Annotated in this window: 21 protein-coding genes; 6 read left to right on the forward strand and 15 right to left on the reverse strand. The window is 71.1% G+C overall.

The features are described 5' to 3' along the window. Nucleotides 1–3 precede the first annotated feature (3 nt). Genes OG488_RS34640 through OG488_RS34650 form a run of 3 tightly spaced genes read right to left on the reverse strand, consistent with a single transcriptional unit; the run spans nucleotide 4 to nucleotide 3,209 of the window. Complete coding sequence (locus OG488_RS34640) at nucleotides 4–843, reverse strand: carbohydrate ABC transporter permease (RefSeq protein WP_329239223.1); 840 nt, start codon at nucleotides 841–843, stop codon at nucleotides 4–6. 31 nt (nucleotides 844–874) lie between these two features. Further along, nucleotides 875–1,885, reverse strand: a complete 1,011-nt coding sequence (locus tag OG488_RS34645; RefSeq protein ID WP_329236481.1) for a carbohydrate ABC transporter permease — start codon at nucleotides 1,883–1,885, stop codon at nucleotides 875–877. Nucleotides 1,886–1,895: 10 nt separating this feature from the next. After that, nucleotides 1,896–3,209, reverse strand: a complete 1,314-nt coding sequence (locus OG488_RS34650; protein WP_329236483.1) for an ABC transporter substrate-binding protein — start codon at nucleotides 3,207–3,209, stop codon at nucleotides 1,896–1,898. A 143-nt stretch (nucleotides 3,210–3,352) separates the two neighbouring features. On the opposite strand from OG488_RS34650, the gene OG488_RS34655 reads away from it, so the two are divergent. Further along, a complete protein-coding gene (locus OG488_RS34655; protein WP_329236485.1) occupies nucleotides 3,353–4,678 on the forward strand; it encodes an ROK family transcriptional regulator in 1,326 nt (441 codons plus the stop codon). Nucleotides 4,679–5,211: 533 nt separating this feature from the next. Next, a complete protein-coding gene (locus OG488_RS34660; protein ID WP_329236487.1) occupies nucleotides 5,212–5,682 on the forward strand; it encodes a hypothetical protein in 471 nt (156 codons plus the stop codon). 53 nt (nucleotides 5,683–5,735) lie between these two features. Here OG488_RS34660 and OG488_RS34665 read toward each other — a convergent pair whose 3' ends face one another. Next, nucleotides 5,736–6,776: a hypothetical protein gene (locus OG488_RS34665; RefSeq protein WP_329236489.1), complete on the reverse strand. Its 1,041-nt coding sequence runs from the start codon at nucleotides 6,774–6,776 to the stop codon at nucleotides 5,736–5,738. Nucleotides 6,777–6,998: 222 nt separating this feature from the next. Between OG488_RS34665 and OG488_RS34670 the strand changes: the two genes are divergently transcribed. After that, a complete protein-coding gene (locus OG488_RS34670) occupies nucleotides 6,999–7,790 on the forward strand; it encodes an enoyl-CoA hydratase/isomerase family protein (protein ID WP_329236491.1) in 792 nt (263 codons plus the stop codon). Nucleotides 7,791–7,818: 28 nt separating this feature from the next. Here OG488_RS34670 and OG488_RS34675 read toward each other — a convergent pair whose 3' ends face one another. Together OG488_RS34675 and OG488_RS34680 are read right to left on the reverse strand one after the other, a co-directional pair. Then, nucleotides 7,819–8,835, reverse strand: coding sequence for a GNAT family N-acetyltransferase (locus OG488_RS34675; RefSeq protein WP_329236493.1), 1,017 nt, complete (start codon nucleotides 8,833–8,835; stop codon nucleotides 7,819–7,821). Further along, nucleotides 8,832–9,602, reverse strand: coding sequence for a phytanoyl-CoA dioxygenase family protein (locus OG488_RS34680; RefSeq protein WP_329236495.1), 771 nt, complete (start codon nucleotides 9,600–9,602; stop codon nucleotides 8,832–8,834). Before OG488_RS34680 ends, OG488_RS34675 begins: the two co-directional genes overlap by 4 nt. A 250-nt stretch (nucleotides 9,603–9,852) precedes the next feature. Between OG488_RS34680 and OG488_RS34685 the strand changes: the two genes are divergently transcribed. Further along, nucleotides 9,853–10,542, forward strand: coding sequence for an HAD family hydrolase (locus OG488_RS34685; protein WP_329236497.1), 690 nt, complete (start codon nucleotides 9,853–9,855; stop codon nucleotides 10,540–10,542). Here OG488_RS34685 and OG488_RS34690 read toward each other — a convergent pair. From OG488_RS34690 to OG488_RS34725, 8 genes are all read right to left on the reverse strand, one after another. Further along, the gene (locus OG488_RS34690; RefSeq protein ID WP_329236499.1) at nucleotides 10,517–11,917 is read right to left on the reverse strand and encodes a LysR family transcriptional regulator; all 1,401 of its coding nucleotides are present in this window, start codon (nucleotides 11,915–11,917) and stop codon (nucleotides 10,517–10,519) included. The genes OG488_RS34685 and OG488_RS34690 overlap by 26 nt on opposite strands. A 90-nt stretch (nucleotides 11,918–12,007) precedes the next feature. After that, nucleotides 12,008–13,474, reverse strand: coding sequence for an MFS transporter (locus OG488_RS34695; protein WP_329236501.1), 1,467 nt, complete (start codon nucleotides 13,472–13,474; stop codon nucleotides 12,008–12,010). Beyond that, nucleotides 13,471–15,513 (reverse strand): B12-binding domain-containing radical SAM protein, encoded by a 2,043-nt coding sequence (locus OG488_RS34700; RefSeq protein ID WP_329236503.1) that lies wholly within the window; start codon nucleotides 15,511–15,513, stop codon nucleotides 13,471–13,473. Before OG488_RS34700 ends, OG488_RS34695 begins: the two co-directional genes overlap by 4 nt. An 85-nt stretch (nucleotides 15,514–15,598) precedes the next feature. Beyond that, nucleotides 15,599–16,996, reverse strand: coding sequence for a B12-binding domain-containing radical SAM protein (locus tag OG488_RS34705; RefSeq protein WP_329236505.1), 1,398 nt, complete (start codon nucleotides 16,994–16,996; stop codon nucleotides 15,599–15,601). Continuing rightward, nucleotides 16,993–18,372 carry an asparagine synthase C-terminal domain-containing protein gene (locus tag OG488_RS34710; RefSeq protein WP_329236507.1) on the reverse strand — a complete coding sequence of 460 codons (1,380 nt, stop codon included), beginning with the start codon at nucleotides 18,370–18,372 and terminating at the stop codon, nucleotides 16,993–16,995. The genes OG488_RS34705 and OG488_RS34710 overlap by 4 nt, the downstream gene beginning before the upstream one ends. A gap of 1 nt (nucleotide 18,373) precedes the next feature. Further along, nucleotides 18,374–19,483 carry an AMP-binding protein gene (locus OG488_RS34715; protein WP_329236508.1) on the reverse strand — a complete coding sequence of 370 codons (1,110 nt, stop codon included), beginning with the start codon at nucleotides 19,481–19,483 and terminating at the stop codon, nucleotides 18,374–18,376. A 35-nt stretch (nucleotides 19,484–19,518) separates the two neighbouring features. Beyond that, complete coding sequence (locus tag OG488_RS34720; protein WP_329236510.1) at nucleotides 19,519–20,922, reverse strand: oxidoreductase; 1,404 nt, start codon at nucleotides 20,920–20,922, stop codon at nucleotides 19,519–19,521. Next, nucleotides 20,919–22,367 carry a B12-binding domain-containing radical SAM protein gene (locus tag OG488_RS34725; RefSeq protein WP_329236512.1) on the reverse strand — a complete coding sequence of 483 codons (1,449 nt, stop codon included), beginning with the start codon at nucleotides 22,365–22,367 and terminating at the stop codon, nucleotides 20,919–20,921. Before OG488_RS34725 ends, OG488_RS34720 begins: the two co-directional genes overlap by 4 nt. Before the next feature lie 437 nt (nucleotides 22,368–22,804). On the opposite strand from OG488_RS34725, the gene OG488_RS34730 reads away from it, so the two are divergent. Continuing rightward, nucleotides 22,805–23,584 carry a phytanoyl-CoA dioxygenase family protein gene (locus tag OG488_RS34730; RefSeq protein ID WP_329236513.1) on the forward strand — a complete coding sequence of 260 codons (780 nt, stop codon included), beginning with the start codon at nucleotides 22,805–22,807 and terminating at the stop codon, nucleotides 23,582–23,584. A 20-nt stretch (nucleotides 23,585–23,604) separates the two neighbouring features. After that, nucleotides 23,605–24,462: an enoyl-CoA hydratase/isomerase family protein gene (locus tag OG488_RS34735; RefSeq protein WP_329236515.1), complete on the forward strand. Its 858-nt coding sequence runs from the start codon at nucleotides 23,605–23,607 to the stop codon at nucleotides 24,460–24,462. On the opposite strand, the gene OG488_RS34740 is transcribed toward OG488_RS34735, so the two are convergent. Beyond that, entirely contained in the window at nucleotides 24,438–25,124 is a 687-nt protein-coding gene (locus tag OG488_RS34740) for an NUDIX hydrolase (RefSeq protein WP_329236517.1), read from the reverse strand. The genes OG488_RS34735 and OG488_RS34740 overlap by 25 nt on opposite strands. Nucleotides 25,125–25,225: the final 101 nt, after the last annotated feature.

Here is a 25,225-nt window from a genome sequence, read left to right on the forward strand (position 1 = left end):
CGGTCACTTGACGGCTCCCGCGGTCAGCCCGGCGACGAGATAGCGCTGCAGGAGCAGGAATCCCGCGACGACCGGCACGCTGACGACGAGCGAGGCGGCCATGACCTGGTTCCAGTACACGTCGTTCTGGGTGGCGTAGCCCTGAAGGCCGACCGCCAGCGTGCGGGTGGCGTCGTTCGTCATCACGGAGGCGAACATCACCTCGCCCCACGCCGTCATGAACGCGTACACGGAGACGGCGACGATCCCCGGGACCGCGGCGGGCACGACGACGCGGAACAGGGCACGCACCGGGCCGCAGCCGTCCACCATGGCCGCCTCGTCGAGATCCCTCGGGATGGAGTCGAAGTAGCCGATCAGCATCCAGATGGAGAAGGGCAGCGAGAACGTCAGGTAGGTGAGGATCAGTCCGCCCCGCGACCCGTACAGAGCCAGGCCGGTGCTGTTGCCGATGTTCACGAAGATCAGGAACAGCGGCAGGAGGAAGAGGATCCCCGGGAACATCTGCGTGGAGAGGACCGTGACGGTGAAGACCCGCTTGCCGCGGAAGTTGTAGCGGCTCACGGCATAGGCCGAGAACACCGCGATGATGACGGAGAAGACCGTCGCCGCACCCGCCACGATCAGCGAGTTCACGAAGTACTTGGCGAGCGGGACGGTCTCCCAGATGTCGAAGTACGGCTGGACCGTCAGTTCGTCCGGGATCCACTGGAACTTGCCCGAGACGTCCTGGAGCGGCTTCAGGGAGCTGCTGACCATGACGTAGACCGGCAGCAGGACGAAGCCCGCGAGCAGGGTCAGGATGACGCGGCGGGCCCAGAGGAAGGACTGCGGCGCGGCCATGGGCGACCGGGCGGCACGTGAGCGGGCGCTGCTAGGCACGGGCACCCTTCCTTCCGCGGGAGGTGAAGAAGAGGTAGACGGCCGTCACGACCAGGAGGAAGAGCAGCAGCAGCACGGACATCGCGGAGCCGGTGCCGAAGTTCCAGGTGACGAAGGACGACTGGTAGATGTGGATCGAGATGAGGTCCGCGTTCTCGGGCGCCGACTTACCGAACAGCACGTACGGCGTGTTGAAGTCGTTGAACGTCCACAGGAACAGCACGAGCACCAGGACCTGGTTGACGGGCCGCAGCGAGGGCATCGTGATCTTCCGGATCTGCTGCCAGATGCCGGCCCCGTCGATCGAGGCGGCTTCGTACAGCTCGCGCGGGATGTTCTGGAGCGCGGCCATCAGCATCAGGAAGGCGAAGGGCCAGCCCTTCCAGACCGAGACGATGATCAGCGCGTAGATGCTGTTGTCGCCGATCAGCCAGAAGGACGGCTGGTCCGTCAGTCCCAGTTGGTCGTGCAGGACGTGGTTGATCAGCCCGTTGTCCCGCTGGAACATGAACGCCCAGGTGATGACCGCCGCGTAGACGGGCAGGGCGTACGGGACGAGGAAGACGGCCCGCAGGACGCCCCGGCCCCGGAAGTTCTCCTGGAGCATGATCGCCGCGGCGACCCCGAGCAGCCAGGACAGGCCCACGGCGAAGAACGTGAAGACGCAGGTGACGAAGAAGGAATGGAGCAGGGCCTCACCGATCGGGGCGTCGACGTCGACGGCGATCCGGTAGTTGTCCAGGCCGGTCCAGGGTGCCGCGCCCCAGTTGCTGATGAAGAACTGGGTGAGCTGGCGGAAGCTCATCACGATGCCGACGATCATCGGGATCAGATGGATGAGGAGTTCGAGCAGGACGGCCGGGAGGAGCAGGAGATAGGGCAGTCCGCCGCGGCGGATCCGGTCGGGGATGCGCGGCAGCTTCCGCCGCGCATCCCCGCTGCCCCGGCTCGTACCCCTGGTCGACTTGTCGACTCCGGGGTCCGTGGTCACGGTGGCGGTCATGAAAAGAGCCTCACTGCTGCATCGTCTGCTGGGCCTTTTCGAGGCGCGCCTTGACTGATTCGGTGGTCACGGGGGTACCGGCCGCGGCGTCCGCGAACAGCTCCTTGACCGCGGTGCCCACGGCCGTCTCGAACTGCGACTCGTTCGGCACCTGGGGGAGGGGGGCGGCGCTGGTGGCGAGGGTGTCGCGCAGGACCTTGAGGTCAGGCGCGGCGAAGGCGGGGTCCGACTGGGCGGCCTTGACCGGCGGGATGGAGCCGTAGGTCTTGCAGAGGATCTTCTGCTCGGCGTCGCTCGTCATGAACTTGACGAACTTCTTGGCGCCGTCGATGTTCTTGGTGTTCTTGAAGACCGCCATGTTGATGCCGGCCACCATGGAGTTGGTCTGCTTGCCCGTGCCAGGCGCGCCTGCCGGGACGGGCACGGGAGCCACGCCCCAGTCCTCCGGCTTCATGCCCTGGGCGGCGAAGGTGGTGGCGGCGGCCTGCCACAGCACCATGGCCGTCTTGCCCTTGGCGAAGTCCGTCAGAGACTGGTTCTGCGCGTACTCCGCGTTGCCCGGAGCGATGATCTTGTCCTTGGCCATGAAGTCGACGTACTGCTTCACCGCGGCGACGGCGCCGTCCGAGGTGAAGTCGGCCTTGCCCTGCTCGTCGAAGAAGTCCGCGCTGTGCTGCTGGCCCAGGACGAAGGCCTGGTGGATGTTGTTGGAGAGGTTGGACCCCTCTGCGCCCAGCGCCCACTTGCCGTCCTTGGACAGCTTCTTGCCGTCCTTGACGAGCTGGTCCCAGGTGGCCGGCGGGGTGGTGATGCCGGCGTCGGCGAACATCTTCTTGTTGTAGTAGAGGGCGTACGACAGCGAGTACAGCGGCACCGCGGCCGGGGGCTCGCCCTCCTTGCCCGCCGAGGCGACCGCCGAGTCGATGAAGCGGTCCCGGCCGCCGATCGCCTCGAAGTTCTTGTCGTCCCAGGGGAGCAGCGCGCCCGTGGCCTGGAGCGAGGCCGACCAGGTGTTGCCGATGTTCAGCACGTCCGGGCCCTGACCCGACGTGGTGGCGGCGAGGATCCGGTTCAGCAGGTCGGCCCAGGGGACGACCTCCAGCTTCACCTTGATCCCGGTCTCCTTCTCGAACTTCTTCAGCTCGGGAGTGAGGATCTTCTTGTCGGCCTCGATGCTCGGGCCCTGGTTGGACGCCCAGTACGTGAGGGTCTTCGGCGCTTCGTTGCTCCCGCCGTCCGTCGAGGTCCCGCCTCCGCAGCCGGTGACTCCGGCGGCGACGGATATGGCGAGGGTGACGGCTGCTGCGGCTCTGAGGTGACGCATGAAAGGTGGCCCCTTTCCGGGGAGGGCGGCGTTCGGGATCCGAACGTCCCTCCCGCTCTTAATTTAAGATGTGATTTAAGAGGTGAAGAAAGTGCGCGTCAAGTGCCGCGACCGGGGTATGTTGCCGGGACGAAGGGAGCAACATGGCTGAACGCAGCAGACGGACCGTGCGTGACCTGCGAAGGGGCAATCGGGCGCGGGTATTGCAACGGTTGTATTTCGACGGCCCGCTGAGCCGTCAGGAGCTGGGGCCCGCGACCGGCCTGAGCTCGGGATCGATCAGCAACGTGGTCGCCGAGCTGGCCTCGGAAGGCCTCCTGGAGGAGGCGGGCATCGTCGACTCCGACGGCGGCCGTCCCCGCACCCTGCTCCGGATCGCCCCGGCCGGAGGGCTGTTCGTGGGCATCGACATCGGTGAGACCAGGGTGCGCGTCGAGCTGTTCGACCTCTCGCTGGCGGAACTGGCCCGCACCGACCGCCTGCTGGCCCAGCACGGCTACGACGTCGAGCGCATCGTGAGCCATGTCCGTACGGGAGTCGCCGACGTCCTGCGCGACGCGGGCGCCGATCCGGGGATGCTGCTCGGCATCGGCATCGGCGTGCCCGGCATCATCGAACGCGACGCCCCACAGGCCTCGGGGGGCCCGGGCGCGGTGGTCCACGGCCAGACCATCGGCTGGAGCGCCGTCCCCTTCGAGCGGCTGCTCCGCGAGGTCGTCGACGTGCCGCCCGAGGTGCCGTTCTTCATCGACAACGGCGCCAAGACGCTGGGTCAGGCCGAGATGTGGTTCGGCGGCGGCCGGGGCGCGGGCGCGGCGGCGGTCGCACTGATCGGCTCGGGGGTGGGCGCGAGCGTCAACCGGGGGGACATCCTCGACGAGGACCTCTCGAACGCGGCGCTGGAGTGGGGCCACACCACGGTGCAGCTCCGGGGCCGCCGGTGCCGTTGCGGCTCGATCGGGTGTCTGGAAGCGTACGCCGGCGCGGAGGCCATGCGGGAGCGCTGGCAGGAGGCGGGCGGCCCGCTGCCCCAGGACGCCGACGACGAGACCGCGCTCGCCGCGCTGCTCGGAGCCGCCTACCCGGGGCCCGGTGGCGGTGCCCCCGACCCGGTGGCGGTCTCGATCCTGGACGAGACGGCCGAGTGCCTGGGCGCGGCCCTCGCCGACCTCGTCAACCTCTTCCTGCCCGAACGCATCCTGCTGGGCGGCTGGGCGGGCCTGCTCATCGGCCCCCACCTCCTCCCCGAGATCCGCCGCTACGCCCGGGAGTACGCCCTGGAGCACGCCGTCGCCCGCACCACGATCGACCTGGGCCACCTGGGCCCGGACGCGGTCACGGTGGGCGCCGCCACGTTGCCCCTGTCCGACTTCCTGGCGCGCGGAGGCACCCGGCCCGCGCCGCACACCGACGCGGCCCCGGCCGCGGACCGCGCGGTGGCGAGCCGCGGCCGTACGGTGGCGGGCTGAACGGGGTGGGCCCGGGGATCCGCGCCCCGGGCGGGTGCGGAACGCCGGCGGCCGGGAAGGGAGGCGCAGTCCGGCCGAGTCCGGGGCCACCGCCCTGCCCACGGCGTACGCACGACGCGGCGCCCCGGCCGGGGGCGTGCGCCCCTGCGGCGCCGGTACCGCACCGCGCCGGGCGGCCGTACGTCGTCCCTCTCGTCGATCCTCGTGCCGTTGTGCTCCACCTTGGCGGCCTCCCCCTGGCGACCGGTGTCTCCTGTCGGGTGGACGGTCCGCGGGTAGCGGCCTGAGCCCCTCTCGGCCGATCGCCCTCGTACCAGGAGAACCCTCGACGGGCAGGGAGAGCTTGCTCGTCCGCGGGGCATTGTCCGGCCGAGGTGATCCGAAGATAATGCGCGTGGAGGTCCACCCGTGTCGCGCGCCCGGACCGAAGGCCGCCAGGCCGACCGTGCGATGTCCGAGCCGTGGTCCGACCGGCCCTGATCCACTACGTGACCGTCGGCGTCGTCACGGGCCCGGCCGATCCGAGGGGAACCATGATCACATCCTTGTACGAGCGGTGGAAGGCCCTGTCCGTCCGACGTCCCGACGATGTCCCCGCGACCACGCCACTCGCCTGGCACATCGAGAAGTTGGACGAACACGACAACCGGCTGACGTACGACGCGATGCCCGTCGACCCGCCGGACGAAGCCGGCCGCGGCGACGCCCTCGCGGCCATCGCCCTCCGCGAGTCCGTCCACCGACATGTCGAACGGGAGCGTGGCGGCCGGATACGCGAGGCGATCGAACTGGGCGCCACCTGGAACGAGGTGGCCACCGCGCTGGGCTTCACCTCCGGCGCCGCCCGGAGCGCGTTGCACAGGTGGGCGGACGCGCAGCACCGAATCAACCGGCGCGACATCGAGCACGCGCCGGGCCACTGCCTGGGGCTCGACCAGGATCAGTACGCTGCCGTTCTGGCCCTCGGACAGCTGGGGGACGACGAGCGCATCAGCTCCGGCTGACCGCGGCGATCCGCCGGAGCGTACGCGCCACGCCGGGCGCGCCGAGAGTGCCGTCAGGGAGCGGCACCCGCCGTCCCGCCGACGAGTCGGGTGAGACGGCGGGTGCCGGGGGCGCAGGCAAGACGGAGTTCCTCCGCCTGCCGGGCGGAGAGCCGGGCTGCTGCACCGGCCCGCTTCCGATCGACCTTCCCGGCGACCCGCTCGGCCCACTCCTCCGGCTCGGCGAGACCTACGAAGTGTCCGAACGCGGTCAGCTGAGGCTCCGGATCGGTCATCACGGCGTCGTAGGAGAGATGCAGCAACTGCTCCGCCGGCAGCCCGGACAGGTGCCGGAGCGCTCCCGTGGCTCGTGACCACATGTCACCGAACCGGACCAGCGGGATGTCGGTGTCCGCGAGTGCCGCGGCGTCCAGGCTGTCGGGGGCGAACGGGCGCAGGTGCTCCGGGAGCAGCTCCGTGTGCCGGGGGTCCGGGCTCCGGTACGGGTCCACACCCAGTTCCGCGCGCATGTCACCGATCAGCACCCCCAGCCGGAACAACGGATGGCGGCTCATCGACATCGCGGAGTCCGGGCCGTCCCTGTACATGTGGACGAACCGCGCCGCCGGAAAATGTGTGAGCAGTTCCGGAAGGAACCGCAGTGATGCTCCGGAACGCTCGACGACGACATCCCGACCGGACGAGAATGCCCACCAGGAGAAGAGCCGCAGGTACTGACGGGAAACCGGTGCCGAGGGCCAGCCTGTCACTTCGGCCCGTATTCGGTCGTACAGCCCGTCCGGGTCCCCGGTGAGTGGTGGAAGGGTCATCAGACTGATGGCGGGCACATCTCCTGCCGCATAACGGCCCGAGCCGATCGGATACCGGTATTCCGGCACCGGGACCCGGTGGGTCATGAGTACGTTCGGCTTGAGGCGCGGGGTGCTGAGGAGTTTCCAGAAGGCCGGGCCGTCCACTGCGCCGTCGGGAAAGACACCTGGGTCGAGACAGGCGAAGAACTCGCTCAGGCTGAGAGCTCCGGGGTGCTCGTTCACCAGGTCGGACAGCATCGTCGACCCGCAGCGTCCCGTACCCAGCACAATGGTCAGCGGCACCTGTCGATCTTTTTCGTGCATTCCTTCGAATCCTCTTCCGTTGCTCTCCTTCGGCTCTCACGAATCCCTGAGGAAGGGGTCCGCGAGGCCTTTCCGTCAGGAATGTCCGAGTGGTGTGACCGTTGGTCGGAACAGCCATTGACCCGGCCTGCGCGACGCGCCTAGTGTGCGTCGGCGATCGGGTTCAAAAGGTAATCCGAAAGAGCGAGAAAGAGGTCGCCGATGTCGGTTCCGCTCCAGTCCTCTCAAAAGAATCACAAATCCGTCGGATGGTCGCACGTCGGAGACGGCGTCGTTCTTGTGGAGTTTTCCGGGGCGCACGAGCAGAATCCGTTCAGCCGTGCCCGGATGCAGGAACTGACCGCGCTGATGCACGACCTCGACCAGGACGCGTCCGTCCGCTCCGTCGTGCTCCACGGCGGACCCGGCCGTTCCTTCGGCGTGGGCGGCGACTTCAACGAGGTCTCCGCGTTCACCGGCGGGGACGAGGTGAACGACTGGATCGACGACATCACCGACCTCTACACGGCTGTCGCGGGCATCTCCAAGCCGGTGGTGGCCGCCATCGACGGCTACGCCATCGGCATCGGTCTGCAGATCGCCCTCTGCTGCGACTACCGCGTGGCCGCGGACACCGCCCGTCTGGTGATGCCGGAGCTCCGGGTCGGAATCGCCTGCAACTTCGGCGGTTTCATGCTGCGTTACACCGTCGGCACCTCCGTCATGCAGCGGATGCTCTTCACCTGCGAGGAGTGGCCGGCCGACCGGGCGCTCGATGACGGTCTGCTCCATGAGGTGCGCCCCTCCGAGGGCGTGCTGGACCGTGCCGTCGAACTGGCCCGTACCATCGCCGGTTACACCCCGGCCGCCGTGCAGGGAACCCGGCCACGGGTGAACGCGCCGTTCGTGGAGGGACTGGAACGCGTACGGACCGAGGCCAAGGAATCGCACCGCAGGGCGTTCGGCGCGGGCGAGGCCCAGGCCCGTATGCGGCGCATCATCGGAAAGGAGTGAACGGGACGGGACCCGGCCGGAGGCCTCCTCAGCCATGGCCGCCACGCGGCAGGGTGACGGTGCGCCGGACATCGTCCCAGCGGGACTCCACCCGCCAGCCGAGCCGCCGGTACAGGGCACGTGCCCGGACGTTCTCCTGGTCCACGGTGAGGACCATGCCGGTCCTGCCCCGGCCCCGTGCCTCGCCCAGCGCCCATCCCAGCAGCACTGCGCCCAGCCCTCTGCCGCGCACCGACGGGTCGATGCCCAGTTGTCGCACGTAGGCCACGCCACGGCTGTCCAGCATCCGGTCGGTGATGTTCACGAACCCCACGACGCGGTCGTCGAGTTCGAGCAGGGCGCACTGCTCGGGGTCGACTCCGGGGTCGGACCGGTACCAGTGTGACCAGGCGTCGTAGGAGTCCTCCTCCTTGCCGGCCTCCTCGGCGGCGTACGCCTGGTTCTTCGCACGGTGGAAGGCACGCAGGTCCGCCTCCTCGCGCAGCGGGCGCACCACTGTGCCCGGAACGGCCGGAACGGATGGGAGAGGGCCGTCCGTCGCGACCGACATGCGATCGTAGGTCCGTGGCGAGCCGAAGCCGTGGTCCCGCAGTGCCGCGCGCGTGGTGTGCTCGCCCTCCGAGACGAAACACGACAGCGTCGTCCGATCCGCGCCGTCCGGACCGCCGAGCGCCTCCTGGCAGCGTGTGACAGCGAAGTCGAGCAGCCCGCTCCCGTCGGCCCGGGTGGCCGCCGGCCCCAGCACCAGGTCCACGACCCGGCCGGCCACACCCGAGGTGCGGCCGACCCACGCGGCGCCGACCACGTCGCCGCCGGGCCCCGGGCACAGCCGGGCGTCACGCGCGGGATCCGCGCCGGGGGCCGTGAGCCGTCCCGTGATCCACTCCCGTGTCGTCTCCACCCGGCCCAGAGCCGCCAGGTCCCGGGCACGGGCGAGTCCCCAGACGGTGTCGCCGTGGACCGCGGGGTCGAGCGGGCGCAGGTCCGGAGCCGGGCGCCCCCGTGAGGCCGTTCCGAGGGACTCCGCCGGAACCGCCCCCGTCACCGTCCGCCTCCCGCGGTGCCGCGGCGCGGCAGCGAGTAGACGTAACTGACGGCACGCCGCTGGTCCTCGGTGGTGTTGGCGGAGGAGGTGTGCGCGGTGAAGGCCCCGAAGAGGACGGCCGAACCGGCGTGCCGCGGCAAGGTGACCGGCGTCAGGTCGGGCCACAGCCGGTCGACGTCCAGCGACGGTTCGCGTGGGGAGGCGAACAGGTCGTCACGGTCGATGCCGTGCGGGTCCTGCAGAACCTGGCCGCGATGGGAGCCGGGGAGGAAGCGGAGGCAGCCGTTGTCCTCACGGGCGTCGTCCACGGCGATCCAGATGGTGAAGACGTCCTCGTAGGTCTCGTAGAACTCCTCCGCGAGGAAGAGCGCATCCTGGTGCCACGGCTTCTCCGAACCGACCTCCGACGGCTTCGCCCACAGATAGCTGTTGTAGAAGTCGCCGCGAAGACCGTGCAGCGGCTCCACCACGTGCTCGTTGAGGCCCAGCAGTTCGGGGACCTCGGCGAGTTCCGGGGAGTGCTCGTGGGCGCGGCCCACCACCCGCACCTTGCCGGGAATGCCGGCCCGCCCCGCAGCGCGGGCCGCCCAGCCGCCGCCCTCACCCTCGGCCTCCAGCTGCCAGCCCTGGGTGCTGTGGCGCATGCGCCGGGTCCGCCCGATCAGGTCGTCGCAGCCGCGGCGCATGACCTCCAGGACCGGTTCGGGGACGAGACCGTCGAGTGGGATGAACCCGTGCTCGTCCAGTTCACGAACGAGTTCTTCCACCGGCCGACCGAGCTGCATCCGTGTCACCCTCCGGTAGGCGTGAGCCTGCTGTCGCACGATGCCGTACCGCTCGACTATGTGCCGCGCCTCCGGACGGCGGCAACGCATCCGCCGGGACGGATCGGCGCACGCCCCAAAAGGCATAGGACGGATGGGGCTGAGCGGGCTGCGTCCGCCAGGCGGGGCGGGCACCCTGGAGCGGTAGCAGAAGGGGGCCGCCGGCCCGTCGTTCGCAGGCGAGGGGGAGACCGTGGCAGAGGTGTCGGGAATCGTCGTCGACTGGGGCGGTGTCATCACCCGCCCCTTCGCCGAGGGCATCGCCCTGTGGGCGGCCGACGAGGGGGTGGACGCCGCGGAGTTCCACGCCGCTCTGGGGCGGCTTCTCGGGCCGGCGGCTGTACCCGGTCCTGCGGCGCGGCAGTTCCACCTGGTGGAGAGGGGCGAGCTGCCGGTGGCTGAGTTCGAGGGGACGCTTGCCGCTCTGGTCCGCCGGTCCGACGGCTCGCACCCCGTCACGGAGGGACTGGTGGAGCGGATGTTCGCGCCGTTCACCGACGAGCCGGCCATGGTCGGGCTGCTGCGTGTCCTGCGTGACGCGGGCTTGAAGATCGCCCTGCTGTCCAACTCCTGGGGACACACCTACGACCGGCGGGGCTGGGACGGGCTCTTCGACACCGTGGTGATCTCGTGCGAGGTGGGTCTGCGCAAGCCGGAACCGGAGATCTTCCGGCACACCGCCAGGCTGTTGGACCGCCGGCTCGAGGAGTGCGTCCTGGTGGACGACCTCGGACGCAACGTCCGTGCCGCCCGGGCACTCGGGATGGCCGGTGTCCACCACCGGACAGCACGGGAGACGGCCCTCGCCCTGACGCCCCTGCTGCCTCCGGCCGGACGCCGGGCCGTCCTGGAGCATCTCAGCGCGGCGCCGTCCGGGTACTGACCGGAGAAGGGGCCGGTCCAGCCGTGGACTCGGCAAGGGGCCGGCCGGCCGCCGGGACGGCAGCGGGACCGCTCTCGCGCAGGTGGTTCACCAGGGCGTCGAGCCGGTGCTCGGCCGGGCCCGTGCAGGCCAGCAGCCGACGCGCGGTGGCCGACAGTGAGGTGCCGCGGGCCGTGCTGTGAACCAGCGGCAGGCCGCAGCTCGCTTCGAGCCGGTGGATACGCCGGGTCAGCGCCGGCTGGGTGACCAGCAGGGCCGAGGCGGCCCGGTTGAGACTGCCGGTCCGGCTGATCACCCGGAGCAGGTGCAGGTGCTCGGGTTCGAAGCCGCCGCAGCGGTCCGGCGAGGACCAGCGCAACTCGGACAGCAGGACCGGCGGGGGTACGGCGCACCCGCCGGCCGCCGGAGCGGCACGGTTCCCACCGTCCGGATCCTGGTCCCGGCGGGTGCCCGCGGGGACGGCGCCGTGTGCCGTCGTCCGCAGCATGTACCGCCGGCGCAGCAGGGCGCACAGATCCTCGGCGAGCGGCTCCGGGATCGCCAGCGGGTCCACGGCGAGCCGCAGCCTCCGGACGAACTTCTGCCGCAGCGGGCGGAGCACCACGCCCGGTCCGGCGCTCCCGCCGAGTGACGAGGGCGACACCAGCGCGATGCCGTACCCACGGCGCACCAGGTCGAGTGCCGCCCCCTGGGAGCGCACGGTGAAGCTGACCGACAGGACCGGCGTGAGCCGGGAGAGTGCCCACCCCTGGTCGTCACCGGAGTCGCCGCCGACCACGGCCACCCATTCCGTGCGGGTGAGGTCGCGCAGGTCCAGGATTCCCCGCTCGGCGAGGGGATGTCCGGACGGCAGGGCGATCTGCTGGGGCTCCTCGGCGACGGTCCGGATCAGGACGCCGCCGCGCCGCGCCATCGGCCGGCGCGCCGTCTCCCAGCCGAGAGCCGCGTCGGCGGCGTACCGTTCGAATCTCTGCCAGATCCGGTGGCTGTCGTCCGGCACTATGTCGAACACCACGTCCGGGAATCGTCCGGCCAGATGCTCGTCGAGGCCGTACGCCCACTCCGTCCCCACGGCGAACTCCACCACGGGCAGCCGGCTCGCCGCGTCGGCACCGTGGTGGGTGGTGGCTATCGCGAAGTCGATCGAGGCCAGCAGCCGCCGCCCGACGTGCAGGAGGGCGTGCCCCGCCTCGGTGGGTTCGGTACCGGTGGCACCGCGGCTCACCAGCGGTGTGCGCAGCCGCCGTTCGAGTTTGACGAGGCGACGGCTGGCGGACGACTGAGTCATCCGGCCGTCCCGCTCGACCGCGTGCAGACTGCCGTGGTCCGCCACCGCCTGCAGCAGCACCACGTCCGAACGGCGAAGGTCGAACATCCGGCTCTCCCTACTGCCACGGCCGGGGCCCGCGTGCCGTGACCATCGATTCGACGTGGAACCTGCCCAAGGAGGATCGGCGGCACCCCTTCAGGTGGTCGGCCGAATCGGACGGGAGGTGTGGACGGGCGGCACCGGGACGTCCTGCCGGGGCGCCGGTGAACGGGGGAAGAGGAAGGCCGCACCCACCGCGACGAGGGCAAGAACGGCCGAACCGGTGAACAGCGCGTGGTACGCGGCGGCCGGGGGACGGGAGGACGCGCCGCCCGCGACCGCCAGCACCATGGAACTGACCTGCACTCCGAAGGCTCCACCGAGGTTGCGCAGCACGCCGTTCAGGCCGACCGTCACCGCGGTCGCCCCGCTCGGCGACGCTTGTACCAGCAGTTCCGCCATCGCTCCGCCCAGCAGCCCGGTGGCCAGGCCGTTCAGGGCTGTGCCGAGAGCCAGGCCCCCGGCGCCGGAGGGCAGGACGGCGAACACGACGGCACCGGCCGTGAAGAGGGCCGTGCTCGCACCCATCACCGCGCGGGCGGTCAGCCTCCCCGACTCCCGCAGCCAGCCGGACAGCAGTCCGCCGGACAGCGCGCCGATCTGCATGGGCAGCATGACCAGGGTCAGGACGGCACCGCCCGCGCCCAGGCCGTACCCCGTGTCACGGGGAGCGGCCACCAGGGCGGGGGCGAGCACCCCGATCTGGAACATCACCAGCCCGGTCAGCAGGCTGACCAGGTTCAGGCAGAGAAGGGGCCGACGGGACATGAGGCGCATGTCCAGCACCGGCTCCGGGGACCTGCGCTCCACCCGGAGCAGGACGGCGCAGCCCGCCGCCGCAGCTGCCAGCAGCACCGCGCCGGTCACCGAGCCGAGGCCCTCCTGACCGTAACGGGTCAGTGCCAGCAGCAGGCAGGTGCTGACGGTACCGAGGAGCAGTAGCCCGGGGACGTCGATGCGGGTGGCGGGCCGGCGCGGCGTCTCGGGCAGCACCGAGGCGCCCGCCACCAGCAGCACCACGGCGAGGAGCGCGGCGGCCGCGAACAGCCAGCGCACGGCCGGGAGGCCGCCGCCGAACAGGCCCGCCAGCACGATGCCGACTCCGCCACCGGTCCCGAAAGCGGCGGAGAGCAGGCCCGACGGGCCGGACAGAGACCTCTGGGGGAACCCTTCCCGCAGCAGGCCGACGCACAGCGGGAAGAGACCGCCGGCCACACCCTGCACCAGGCGCGCGACGAGCAGCACGGTGAACGACCCGGTGAGCGCCGACGCCACGGACGCCACCGCGACCACGGCCAGGACGCGGAGCATCACCGCGCGCCTGCCGTACAGGTCGCCGAGACGACTCACGACGGGGGTGGCGACACAGCCGACGAGCAGGTGCCCTGAGACCACCCACGCGGCCTGCGAGCCGGACACACCGAACGCTTCCTGGATCTGTGGCAGCAGGGTCGCCACACCGAGCTGGAGCAGTGCGAACAGGCCACAGGCCCCGGCGAGGACGGCCAGTGCCGCACGGTGGGGCCGGGCGGCGGAGGACGGAGCGCCGGGGCGGGCGGTCACAGTTGCTCGCTGAACGCGGGCTCCGCCAGGGGCGTCACCTCGGCGGACTCGACACGGTGCCGGTAGTGGCCGATCCGCGAGACCGGATAACTCGGACCGATCGCCGCGAGCGCGAACGCCTTCAGGTCACCCGGCGCCGGGCGGAAGCGGCCGTTCGCCCCGAACCGCTGATCGGCGTAGTCCACCCGGACCCGCTGCGGGCGCAGGGGACCGCCGGCGAAGTAACCGGGCCAGTCGTGGTCGTACTCGGCGGTCTTGCCGTGCCGCGGGTCGTAGTCCGGGCGCAGCATGACGTCACGCTGGAAACGCAGTACGTCGCGCAGCCGCGTGTCCTGGTCGGGGTCGAGTCCCAGGGTGCGGAGGTAGTCGCCCAGTTCGGTGTGGAAACGGTCGAACTCCGTGGCCACCCGCAGCCAGCCCCAGTTGTCGATCGTCCAGCCCCGTCGTCTGCCGTACGGGGCGAGATGGGTGGCCAGGTCGGGCTGGCTGGCGACCAGGTTGGCCAACGGCAGTGTCGGTATGTCGATGTAGTCCTGGTACAGGCTGCGCATGCGCAGGTAGAGGGAGCCGATGAAGCTGGCGGGCTCTCCGGTGAAGTGGTTCTGCAGCCCCTCGTAGAAGGCGGTGTAGCCGATCCCGTGCTCCTGCCGGAGGTAGACCGACAGGTAGCGGGTGTAGCAGCCGTTGTGCAGGAACTGCACCGCCTGCACGAAGGCGAAGGACTCGACCCATTCGTCGCGGGGCATGGCGCTGGTCTCCATGACCATGTCCATGGTCTCCGCCTCGTCGTCCGGGGTGCCGGGCCGCTCGACGTAGAGACGTTTGGGGACCGTGCGCAGGCCGTAACCGGCGATCTTCTCCGGGGTGTTGATCGGCGCGTTGGGCAGGATGCCGAATTCGTACACCCGGAGGTCCTCGTGGTTTCCGGCCTCCAGCAGTGAGCCGATGCCTTCGCGGAAGGTGCGCGCGGTCTCCAGCGGCAGCCCGAGGATCAACTCGGTGTAGGTGTGGATGTTCTCGACGGCGTACCGCTGCTGCAGCTTGCGGTAGTTGTCGAGACCGATGTTCTTGCGGTCGATCGCCTCCAGGACGTCCATGTCGGTGCTCTGCATGGACAGGGTGGTGCCCATCAGCAGGTCCGCGTCGTGCCAGGCCTTGCTGATGTCGAAGACCCGGTCGTTGGAGTTCTTGGCGAAGTTGACCCGGATCTGCTTCGGTGACCCCGCCTCCGTACGGGCCTCCGCCAGCGCGTGCGCGATCTCCAGGTCGCGCGGCATGATGCCGAAGTTCGCGTCGCAGATGAACAGGTCCTCCACGTCGTTGCGGGCGAACCATTCGATCTCGTGCTGGAGGCGGTCCTCCTCGAACATCCGCAGGGCGCTCATCGTCGCCGATCCCCAGTCGCAGAAGGCGCAGGAGTACGGGCAGCCACGGTTGGTCTCCCACAACGCGTAGAAGCGCAGCCCGCGCTCCCGGCAGGTCTGCACGGCCCCGTCCATCACCCCGTTCAGGTAGGGGCTCGGGGTCTCGATCCGCCGTGGCAGCCGCTCGGCGGGCGGGCCTGCGACCGGGGCGTCGCTCCGGTTCACCGTCACGCCGGGCACGCCGGTGTAGTCGGGGCGGTCCCGGAGCCGTGCGGACAGCAGTTCCCGGAAGGCCACCTCGCCCTCGCCGTGGGCCAGGACGTCGACGTAGGGGTGCTGGGTGAAGAAGTCGCCCACCCGGTCGGGCACGTGCGGCCCGCCGGCCACCACGAGCATGTCCGGGTAACGCTCCTTGAGGATCTTCGCCACCTTCATCTGCCGGCGGAAGTTCCACACGTAGCAGGACAGGGCGAGGACGTCCGGTTCGGTGATGCCGTCCGCCATCTCCCGCACCGGGGCGACGAGGAACAGCGGCTCCTGGAAGTCGTAGGACTCCGCGACGCGTTCGTCCTGTTCCGCGTACGTGCGCAGCAGGCCGGCGACCAGGGGGAGGAAGGGCACCGCGTTGAGGCCGATGAAGTACACCTTGCGGCGGCGGGAGGATTCGGCGGACATGCTCGGGTCACGGCTCCTCGTGGTCGGTTCTGCTCAGCGGCGGGACGGCACCGGCGTGCCTGGGGCGGGCGCGGAGGACGGCCGGTCATCCGGTGCTCGGGACACGCTCCGGCTCCCGCTCCGCCACGCCGGAGAGGCGGATGCCGCTGAGCATCTCGTCGAAGGCGCTGTTGTCGGAGTAGTAGAAGACGGACGGGTCCTGGCTGGAGGCGACGCCCGGAGCGGGCCGGGCACTCGCTCCCGCCAGCAGGTCGGCGAGCCGGTGGTAGAACTTCTCCAGCGGCAGCCTCGTCGGGAAGAGCGAGTGGTAGCAGTCGAAGAGTTCCGGGTCGTCACTGATGTGCTGGCCCCGGCTCTCGTCGTACAGGTCCGTGCCGGGCAGCGGGGTCAGCACGGAGAAGCTCGGCATGTCCACCTGCAGTTCCTCGACGGTCCGGCCGAGCCGTGCGAAGTCCTCGTCGACCCAGCTGGGCTGGACGATGAAATTGGCCCGCACCTTCACCTGGTTGGTGTGGAAGAGGTCGAGGGCCCGCCGGGTCTGGTCGGAGTCGGTGCCCTTGCGATAGCCGGACAGCTCGTCGTCGGTCATCGACTCGGCCCCCACCAGCACGGAGTCCAGGCCGATCTCCGCCCAGCGGGCGATCACATCGGGCCGGCGCAGCGCGGTGTCCGTGCGTATGTACATGTGGAACCGCTTGCGGAAGCCGGCCTTGTCGATGGCGTCGGCCAGCTCCAGCATGCGCGCGGGCTGGATGAACGCCTCGTCGTCCACGACGTAGAGGTTGTCGCCGTCGATGTCGGCGATCTCGGCGAGGACCCGGTCGATGTCCTTGACCAGGTAGCGCCGGTCCGTCATCCGCCACAGCGAACAGAACTTGCAGGTGTACGGGCAGCCCGCTGTGAAGCGGATCAGGGACACCGGCCGGTAGATCGAGTGGAAGTAGTCCTGCCGGTGATGGGCGAGCAGTGAACGGTCCGGCATCGGCAGGTCGTTGAGAGCCGCGGGGCGGGGCCGCCGGTCGCGCTCCAGGCCGGTGCGGGAGTCGTACGGCGCCAGCCCCGGCCCCGTCTGCGGAGCGCGGCCCGCCTCCAGGTCGGCGGCCAGCCGGTTCAGCGGCGCGCCGCCCTCGCCCGCCACCACCCAGTCGGCGGCGAAGCCGTCCAGCCACTCGGCCGAGACCGTCGGGTGGTGGCCGCCGAGCACGATCGGTACGTCCGGCCACAGGCGGCGGGCCTCACGGCTCACCTCGCGGGACACCCGGACGCTGGTGGTGTAGGGGATCGCCACGCCCACCAGGTCGGGCGGTTCGTGCGTCGCCGCGTAGTCCGCCAGCGGCGCGTCCAGGCGCAGGTCGTGGATCGTCACGTCGTGATGGCCGCGCAGCGCGCCGCCGAGGTACTCGAGCGGCAGCGGTTCGCAACAGCTCAGCCGGTCACTGAGCAGGGCCCGTTCGTTGCGTGGCCACACCAGCAGAACCCTCATGCCATGCCTCCCAGACGTCGGTCCCGGTCCGTCTCGCCCGGCCCGGTCTCAGGCCCGCCGCTGCGGAAGACCTCGGTGGCGATCTCGTACAGCCGTCCGGCCTGGACGGCGGGGTCGTCGCTGCCCAGCGCGGCGGCGAACATGTGGCTCATCGCGGTGCCCTCGTGGATGCCCCGCTTGGGGCGCCATGCCACCTCGGCCGGCAGGACGTCGGCGGCGGCGCTGCGCAGCACCCACTTCGCCTCCCCCTCCCGGACCTTGAGCCGTCCGCGGATGTCCAGGGCGGCGGCCATCACCTCCCGAGACCAGTACGGGTGGCGTACGGAGGTGTGGCGGGCGTCGGCGAAGGCGGGGTGGAACTCGTTGCTCCGGGCGGTCGCCCGGGTCTGATCGACGACGGCGCGCTCGACGGCCTCCTCGTCTCCGGTGCCGCCGAGCCCCGCGAACAGCAGGTCCGCGCCGTATCCCGACAGCAGCACCTGGCGGCTGTCGGTGGCGATGTGGTCCTGAAGGAAGCAGGCGGGTGCGGCGATCTGCAGGGTGAGCAGGTCCCAGGTCTCCAGCGCGTGGATCATGCCGGGCAGCATCCCGGCGAGCTCGTCCGGCCCGAAGAGCACCTCCTCGTGCTTGGTGCCCAGCCGGTCCGCCAGCCATGCCGCCTGGGCGAACTCGTCGCCGAACGGCGTGCCCACGGTGTAGGTGCGCACCGCCGACGCACCCGCCTCCAGCACCGCCAGCGCCGCGACCGTGGAGGAGTCCACACCGCCGCTGAGCGAGACGGCGATCTCGTCCGCACCCGCGGCCAGTCGCGCGACGGACGAGCCCAGCACCGTCCGGACCGTGCGCACCGCCTGGTCCTCGTCCGTCACCGAGGCGAGGTCAGGCAGGTGCGCAAGCCGGTGTACCGACACGGGGTCCTCGCCGTAGGCGTCCACGACCAGGGTCACCGCGCTGTTGGCGGGAACCGCCGTGACTCCGGCGAACCGGCCGCCGGGCAGCAGCGACCGTTCGGCGTCGCCCAGGACCGCGGGGCGGCCGAGGCGCGGGAGCAGGGCACCGGCCGACGTACCGACGACGAGCGTCCTGCCGGCACGCGCCCAGTGCAGCGGGCAGGTCGCGCCGACGTCGCTCCACAGGGTGGCCCGGTCCTCGCGGACGAGGACGGCGCAGTAACGGCTGTGAGCACGCTCGGTCCAGGCGGCCAGGTCGGTGAGTGACGCGTGCCGAGGCGGGTCCTCCCGGGTCAGCCGGTCGCCCTGGACCACGAGGACGTCCCTGCCGTCGCGCCGCACCAGGACGTCCATGGCCCGGCCCTCGCCGAGGAGTTCGACCTCGGCGTCGCCGTCCGGACGGCTGGACAGTATGAATCCCGCCATGTCAGTAGACCCCCTCGACGCGGCGTCCCTCGGTGAACTCGGGGCTGTACGGATCCCCCACCCACGGCCACGGATACAGTTCGGCCGCGACCCCGTACGGGCGTACCCGCCGGGCCCGGTCCCGCTCCCAGAAACCGGGCAGCAGGGCGTCGTCCGTCAGCCGCCAGACCCGTACCCGGCCCTCCTCACCGAAGGGCACGTCGTCCCCCTGTTCGTCGACGACGTCCAGGGCGACGTGCGGCTGGCACGGCACGTACACCACACGGTGCTCGTCCTCCGCCTCGAAGGGCTTCTGCCAGCTGATGCCGGTGGTCGACGTGCCGTACATGCCGACGACCGGGACGCCGGGGAAGAAGTCCTCCCGCAGTTGCCGGTGCGTCTCCGGCTCCAGGGTGGTGCCGGCGTGCACGATGGCCTCCACCCCGGCCAGCGCCTCGGTGCCGAGCCGTTCCGGCAGCATCTCCAGCAGCCGGGAGGTGCAGAACAGGACGCCGATGTCCTGGGACCGGGCGACTTCCGCGATCTGGGCCCAGATGTGATCCACGTAGCGGTCGTAGGCGGCGGTCATCCCCTCCTCGCCGAAGATCTTCACGATCCGCGGGTCGAGGTCGATGGAGAAGCACATCCCGCCGCGGCGCTCCGCGAAGGCGACCACCAGCCGGCCCGTCGTGTGCGGGCCCATCGGCCCGACGAACAGCCAGTTCTTCCCGCGCGGGACGCCGTGCATGTCCAGGAACTCGTCGGAGAAGGCGAGGATGTCCTCCCAGTAACGGCTGCCCCAGGTGCCGTGCTTGGCCGGTCCCGTAGTGCCGCCGGTCTGCGCCGCCCACAGCGGGCCGCCCTCGGCGAGCACCGAGCGCGGCACGAAGTTCTCCAGCGGGGTCCGACGCGCGGCCTCCTCGAAGTGCATCTGGTCGGACCCGTCACGCAGCCCGATCAGGGCGACGGCGTCCGCGAGACCCTGTACTTTCCCGAGCGCTTCGGTGCCCTGCCGCCTGTCCCGCTCCAGCCAGTACGGCGTGCCGTGCCGCGGATCGAAGTGCAGGCGGACGAGGCGGCGTACGTCCTCGTCGGTGATCGGACGGAGCCTCGACTCGCTCGGACATCGCATGACGGGTCCCTCTCCTTCGTTGCCGTCCGGGCCGGTCACGCGAGGGCGCCCGGGAGTACGGCCTTCTTCTTGAACAGGAAGTCGGCGAGATGGCCTTCGTGCGGGTCGCACGGGTGGTAACCGCGGTCGAACCGGTCGCCGGCGAAGACCTTGTCGACGCCCGGCTCCTCGGCGAGTGCCCGCACCAGCCCGTCGGCCTCACCGACCACGGACACGATGAGGGACCCGGCGCACGCGGCCACCGCCTTCGACCGGGGCACGTGCGCCACCGCCGTGAAGGGGAAGGGAAGTTCCGTGCCGAACAGCGACGATCCGGGATCCACCAGCAGCACCGTGGGCCTCAGGAACGCCTGGCCGTCGAGCTCCACCCGCAGCGGCACACCGGTCGCGGCCGCGGTGACGTCCACCGCGCCGGCGGCGACCTCCCTCTCGATCCGCAGCGCGAGTGAATCCCGCGCCGCCCGGTCCGGGAACGCGGGCACGGCCGCCCTCGGGTCGTCCAGCGGCAGCACCGGACGCGCCGCGAACTCGTGGGCCAGCGCCTCGGCAGCCGCCTTCGGATCGCCCAGCACGACGAGGGAGCTCATGTTGACGCAGAGCCTGCCGCAGCCCGCGAACGCCTCCCGGGCCAGGCGCTGCCAGGCGTCGACCGGCAGCCGGTCACCGATCACCGCCCGACTGCGGCCGAAGTGGTACGTCTTCACCTTCCCGGGAGGCAGGTCGGCAGGCACGTCCTCGCCCGGCCACAGCACCTGGTCGGCCAGCCGGCGCAGCGCGGGCGCGTCCCCGTGCACCACGGACACACCGTGCTCGGGCAGCCCGGCCGCGTACAGCTCCTCGGTGAGGAGGACCGGTGTGAAGGGGTCGGCGGCCGCGGTGCTCAGCAGCACCGGACGACGCGTGGCCAGGGCCTGGAGCCACTCGATGTTGATGGTCGGGAAATTGCCGGGCTGACGCACCAGCACCGACCGGCCCGCTGGACGCCAGCTCCACCCCAGGCCGCTGCCGCCGGTCCGGTAGGCCGCCACCGTGCCGTCGGGGGACTGCGCGGCCAGGATCTCCTCCATACGGGCGAGGTCCTGGGCGGCCGTACGCAGCCCGCGGGCGGCACGCCGGCGTGGCAGGCCGCTCACCGCGGACAGGGCGCGCAGCCACAGGTCGAGGTCCCCGCTGTCCAGCCGGGCGGTGACGCGGTCGGCGGCGCGGCGCAGCAGCCCGAACCAGTCCGCGTCGTCGATGGAGCGCATACGGCGGGAGGCCCGGCCGGCCTCCTCGGCCATCCGGAACTGCGTGAGACGCCCGGCGGAGCCGAGCCGGGCCAGCGGCCTGCCCTCGACGTCGTGGACGACGTACGGACGGTGCGACATGACCGCCCGCGCCCCGTCGTAGGCCGGGACGTCCAGGACCTCCGTGCCCAGGGCCGCCGTCGGCGCACTCACTGGACCTCCGGAACCAGCGCCGCCGGCTCCTTCGTCTGCGGTGCGCCGCCGTCGAGCAGACCGAGCCGGGTCTGGACGGTGCTCAGGTCGGCCAGGTACGCGATGCGCTTGTACTTGCCGTCGCGACGCGTCGGGGTCATGTCGTCGTACAGCTTCCACAGTTCGTCGATGGACGCGGCCTCGCTGGAGGTCACCGGGATGTGGCCGGTGAAGCAGTCGCTGTCGTCGGTCTCCAGGGTGAAGTCGACCCGCTTGGCCATGTCCTTCTCCACCTCGTGGTGGAAGGGCACGAAGAAGCAGGGCGAGACGATGTCGTGCCGGTTGTCACCGAGCCGCGCCTGCAGCCAGGTGATGGTCGAGCGCATCGCCTCGTCGGTCTCGCCCGGGATGCCGAGGATCAGGGTGGCCTGGACGCCGATCCCTGCCTTGCTCAGCGAGCTCAGCGCGCGCTCGGTCACGTCGACCTTGACCGGCCGGCCGAGCCGCTTGAGCAGCGACCAGTCGAGGGTCTCGACACCGACCAGCAGCCGGAAGCAGCCGGAGGCGCGCAGCATGCGCGCCATGTCGTCGTCGATGAGGTCAGGACGGGCCTTGGCCTCCCACTCGAACTTGCCCTGCAGACCGGACTTCTCGATGCCCCGGCACAGCTCCTGCATGCGTGGGACGTCCTCGACGAAGTCGTCGTCCTCGATGCGGATCCGGTCGAAGCCATGGACCTCGACCAGTTCGCGGATCTCCTCGACCACCCGTTCCGCGCTGTGCCGGCGCTGGCCGACCCCCCACTGGTGCTTGGAGTAGCAGTAGGCGCAGGCGTACGAGCAGCCACGGCTGGTGACGAGGTTGCCGGACCGGCCTCGGGAGATCGTGTTGTACAACTGCATGTCCGCCAGGTCCCGGGCAGGCTTGGGCAGCTTGTCGAGACGCATCACCTGTGGCGCGGCCGGTGTCTCGACCACGGTGCCGTCGTCGTCGCGGAAGACGATGCCGCGGATCTTGCGCAGGTTCTTGCGGCCGTTGGTGCCGTACTCGTGGACCAGATGGGAGAAGGTGACCTCTCCCTCTCCCTTGACCACCACGTCCGCGGAGCCGTCCTCGACGAGCTTGCGTGCCAGCGGGGTGGCGCCGACACCGCCGTAGACGACGAGTGCGTTCGGATGATGGCGGCGGCTCTCGGCACCGAGTTTGATGCCGTTCTTCAGACTGGAGGTGAGGACCTGGATGCCCACGATGTCCGGGCGATGGCCGCGCAGGAACTCGTTGGGTGTGGCCAACGGCCTCTGCAGGACGAACAACTGGTCGTCGATGAACCGGACGTCGGTGCCCTTGGTGTCGTGGAAGGTGCCCTCCCGGAGGGTCGCGGCCAGGGAGAGCAGCCCCAGTTGCGGTGCGGAGATCGACTCCCCGGAGTACGACGAGCGGCGAGCGTTCACGAGTAGAACCTGCATGCGTGTCTGGCCTCCTGCGCGTGGACAGTCCCGGGGCACCGACCGACTGCCCGCACAGCCCGTGCACCCGGCTCCGTGGGACGGGCGAACATGGTGATGCCGTGCCTGCCGCCTGTGAGGAGGCGGGAGCGGTTCCGGAACGGCTCGCATGGACGGGGGTCACATGGGGCTTTGCAAGCCGCAGTACAGGGGACACCGCACGTCGGAGCGGCGTCCAATGCCAATCGCGGGTCACCCGAACCCGCCGGTGGCATGAGTGGGTCCGGCCCGCGGGAGCCATGCCGTGGGCGCATCACCGCGATGGCGTCCCGGCCTATGGGCCGGGGGCCGGCCCTGTGGCAGCATCGTGCGGTGTCCGACGCGAGGGCCCCGGGCCGGCCAGGCCGGTCCGCCCGCCGCACCGTGACTGCCCGGCCCCTCCCTGCCCGAGGAGTGTCATGACCGCTTTCCACTCGTCCTCCGGCGCGGTGGAGCCGACGACCACGACGGATCCGGCAGCCGGTGAGCGCGAGGTCTTCCGGCGCGACGGAGTGGTCCGCTGGGACCACGTGCTGACGCCCCGGCAGGTGGCGGATCTCCGGGGGAGCGTGGAGCGGGCCTTCTTCGACGACGGCCGGCCGGTGGAAGGGGTACGAGACCTGTCGGAGCGCAGGGGCCGACCGCTGGACCTGGCTCTGCTGCAGAAGGTGAACCTGTGGCAGTCCGACCCGGCCTGCGAGGCCCAGGTCCGCCGCCCCGACCTCTACCGGCGGGTGGAGGGACTGCTCGGCGGACCCGTGCGCCTGCTCCGCGACCATTCCTTCTACAAGCCGGGAGGCAAGGGCGAACGCAGCCGTCTCGTCCTGCACCAGGACAACCGCTACTGGCACCTCACCCCGCCCGAGGCCGTCACGGTGTGGATGGCGCTGGACGACGCCACGCCGGAGAACGGCTGCGTCCAGTACGTCCTCGGAAGCCACCGGTGGGGCCGGGTGGAACACACCCGGCCGGAGGAGGGCGCCGTCCTGGTCGAGGCCCACAGCGAGCAGGAACCCGTGGCGTACCCGGTGCCCGCGGGCAGCGCGCTGGTCCACCACGCCAACACCCTGCACGGCTCCGGGCCGAACCGCACCGACGGCCCCCGCCGCGCCTACGCCCTCGTCTTCGTCCGGGCGGACGTGTGCGCGCGCGGTGAGACCCTGACCGGGCTCCCGCTCGCGGCGGAGCTCGCCCGGTGACGGCGCAGGGGACGGACCCGGTGTACGAGACGATTCTGCTGGAACGCGCCGACGGGATCGCCTGGGTCACGCTCAACCGCCCCGAGCGGCTCAACGCCACCACCGAGCAGATGCACCACGAACTGCTGGACGCCTTCGCCCGCGTCGCCGACGACGGTTCCAGCCAGGTGCTCGTCCTCACCGGTGCCGGCGACCGGGCCTTCTGCATCGGCAGCGACCTCGGTTTCCTCACCGAGGTCCTGGACGGTGAGGAAGCCGATTCCGATCTGTTCGCCGCCTATCTGGAACGGCTGAACCGGGTCGTCTTCGCCCTGGAGCGCCTGCCGGTGCCGACGATCGCCATGGTGCAGGCCAAGGCGCGCGCCAGCGGCTTCGAGATGGTGGTGGCCTGCGACTTCGTGCTGATCGCCGAGGAGGCCCGGATCGGCGACGTGCACACACCGTACGGTCACATGCCGGGTGCCGGCGCCACCCACCGAACCATCCGGAAGATGGGCCTGCAGCCGGCGATGGAGCTGCTGATGACCGGCCGGTGGCTGTCGGCCGCCGAGGCCGTCGACAAGGGACTGGCGCTGCGCGCGGTGCCGCGGGACCGGCTCCGTGAGGAGACCGCCTTGTTCGCCCGCACCCTGGCCGATGTCCCGGGCGACTGCCTGCGGCATCTGAAGGCGGCGGTGATGGGCGGCCTCGGCCGGACCGTCGAGGAGGCCGTGGCGGTGGAGACGTCCGCGTACCTGTCGTTGCTGCGCTCGTCCTCGGGACCGGTCGACGGTTTCCGCGCGGGGCAGCGGGAACGGGCATCACGGCGGGCGGGCCCCACCTCCGGCGAGAGGACCGCCGCCGCGGGTCCGGCTCAGGGGGGCGGGCCGCCTCCGTAGCGGCGCCGGGCGTCGGACAGATCCTCGATCCGGTCGGAGGCCCAGGGCCGTTCCCAGCCGCCGAGCCGCAGCAGCCACGCGGTGAGGGCGGCGGTGAACCCCCACACGAACACGTCGCCGGCCAGGAATCCGGGGCTGAGATGGCCGTCCGGGAACCGGACGAGCAGCCGCGCCCCGGGGTCGGCGAGGTCCGCGAGAGGCACCCGGTGGACGGACACGATCTCCTCGCCGTCCCCGTCGATCCGGCTGCCCACCCCCCACCAGCCGAGCACGGGAACGACCGAGAAGCCGCTGTGGGCGAGGTTCAGCGGGGCCAGCGCGCCGCCGATCCGGACCTTCGAAGGGTCCAGCCCCGTCTCCTCACACGTCTCGCGCAGCGCGGTGCCCACGGGGCCGCCGTCACCGGGAGCGGAGGAGCCACCGGGGAAGCACACCTGGCCGGGGTGGTTCCGCAGGGCTCCGGAACGGCGCAGGAAGAGCAGGTCCGGACCCTGGACGCCGGCGCCGAGGAGCACCAGGACGGCGGAGCCCCGCGCATGCGCGGGCACCGGGCCCGCGTACCGCGCCAGCTCCGGCGGGAGGTCGCCGTAGGTCCTGCGGACCAGGTCGGTCAGCCAGGACGGCACGTCGTCGCCGGGTGCGTCCGTCGGGTCGTCAGCCACGGACGACAAGCGTAGGGAACACCGGGCCCGGCCGGGGAGGTTCTGCGGGAACCGGCGCTTCTGCCCGGCCCGCCCGGAGGATCATGTGGACGGGAGTGCGG

The sequence above is a fragment of the Streptomyces sp. NBC_01460 genome (assembly GCF_036227405.1).
Lineage (GTDB): Bacteria > Actinomycetota > Actinomycetes > Streptomycetales > Streptomycetaceae > Streptomyces.

Coding starts and splice junctions, on each gene's coding strand:
- OG488_RS34640 (WP_329239223.1), bottom strand. CDS start 843: ATGGCCGCGCCGCAGTCCTTCCTCTGGGCCCGCCGCGTCATCCTGACC.
- OG488_RS34645 (WP_329236481.1), bottom strand. CDS start 1,885: ATGACCGCCACCGTGACCACGGACCCCGGAGTCGACAAGTCGACCAGG.
- OG488_RS34650 (WP_329236483.1), bottom strand. CDS start 3,209: ATGCGTCACCTCAGAGCCGCAGCAGCCGTCACCCTCGCCATATCCGTC.
- OG488_RS34655 (WP_329236485.1), top strand. CDS start 3,353: ATGGCTGAACGCAGCAGACGGACCGTGCGTGACCTGCGAAGGGGCAAT.
- OG488_RS34660 (WP_329236487.1), top strand. CDS start 5,212: ATGATCACATCCTTGTACGAGCGGTGGAAGGCCCTGTCCGTCCGACGT.
- OG488_RS34670 (WP_329236491.1), top strand. CDS start 6,999: ATGTCGGTTCCGCTCCAGTCCTCTCAAAAGAATCACAAATCCGTCGGA.
- OG488_RS34690 (WP_329236499.1), bottom strand. CDS start 11,917: ATGTTCGACCTTCGCCGTTCGGACGTGGTGCTGCTGCAGGCGGTGGCG.
- OG488_RS34700 (WP_329236503.1), bottom strand. CDS start 15,513: ATGTCCGCCGAATCCTCCCGCCGCCGCAAGGTGTACTTCATCGGCCTC.
- OG488_RS34705 (WP_329236505.1), bottom strand. CDS start 16,996: ATGAGGGTTCTGCTGGTGTGGCCACGCAACGAACGGGCCCTGCTCAGT.
- OG488_RS34710 (WP_329236507.1), bottom strand. CDS start 18,372: ATGGCGGGATTCATACTGTCCAGCCGTCCGGACGGCGACGCCGAGGTC.
- OG488_RS34715 (WP_329236508.1), bottom strand. CDS start 19,483: ATGCGATGTCCGAGCGAGTCGAGGCTCCGTCCGATCACCGACGAGGAC.
- OG488_RS34725 (WP_329236512.1), bottom strand. CDS start 22,367: ATGCAGGTTCTACTCGTGAACGCTCGCCGCTCGTCGTACTCCGGGGAG.
- OG488_RS34730 (WP_329236513.1), top strand. CDS start 22,805: ATGACCGCTTTCCACTCGTCCTCCGGCGCGGTGGAGCCGACGACCACG.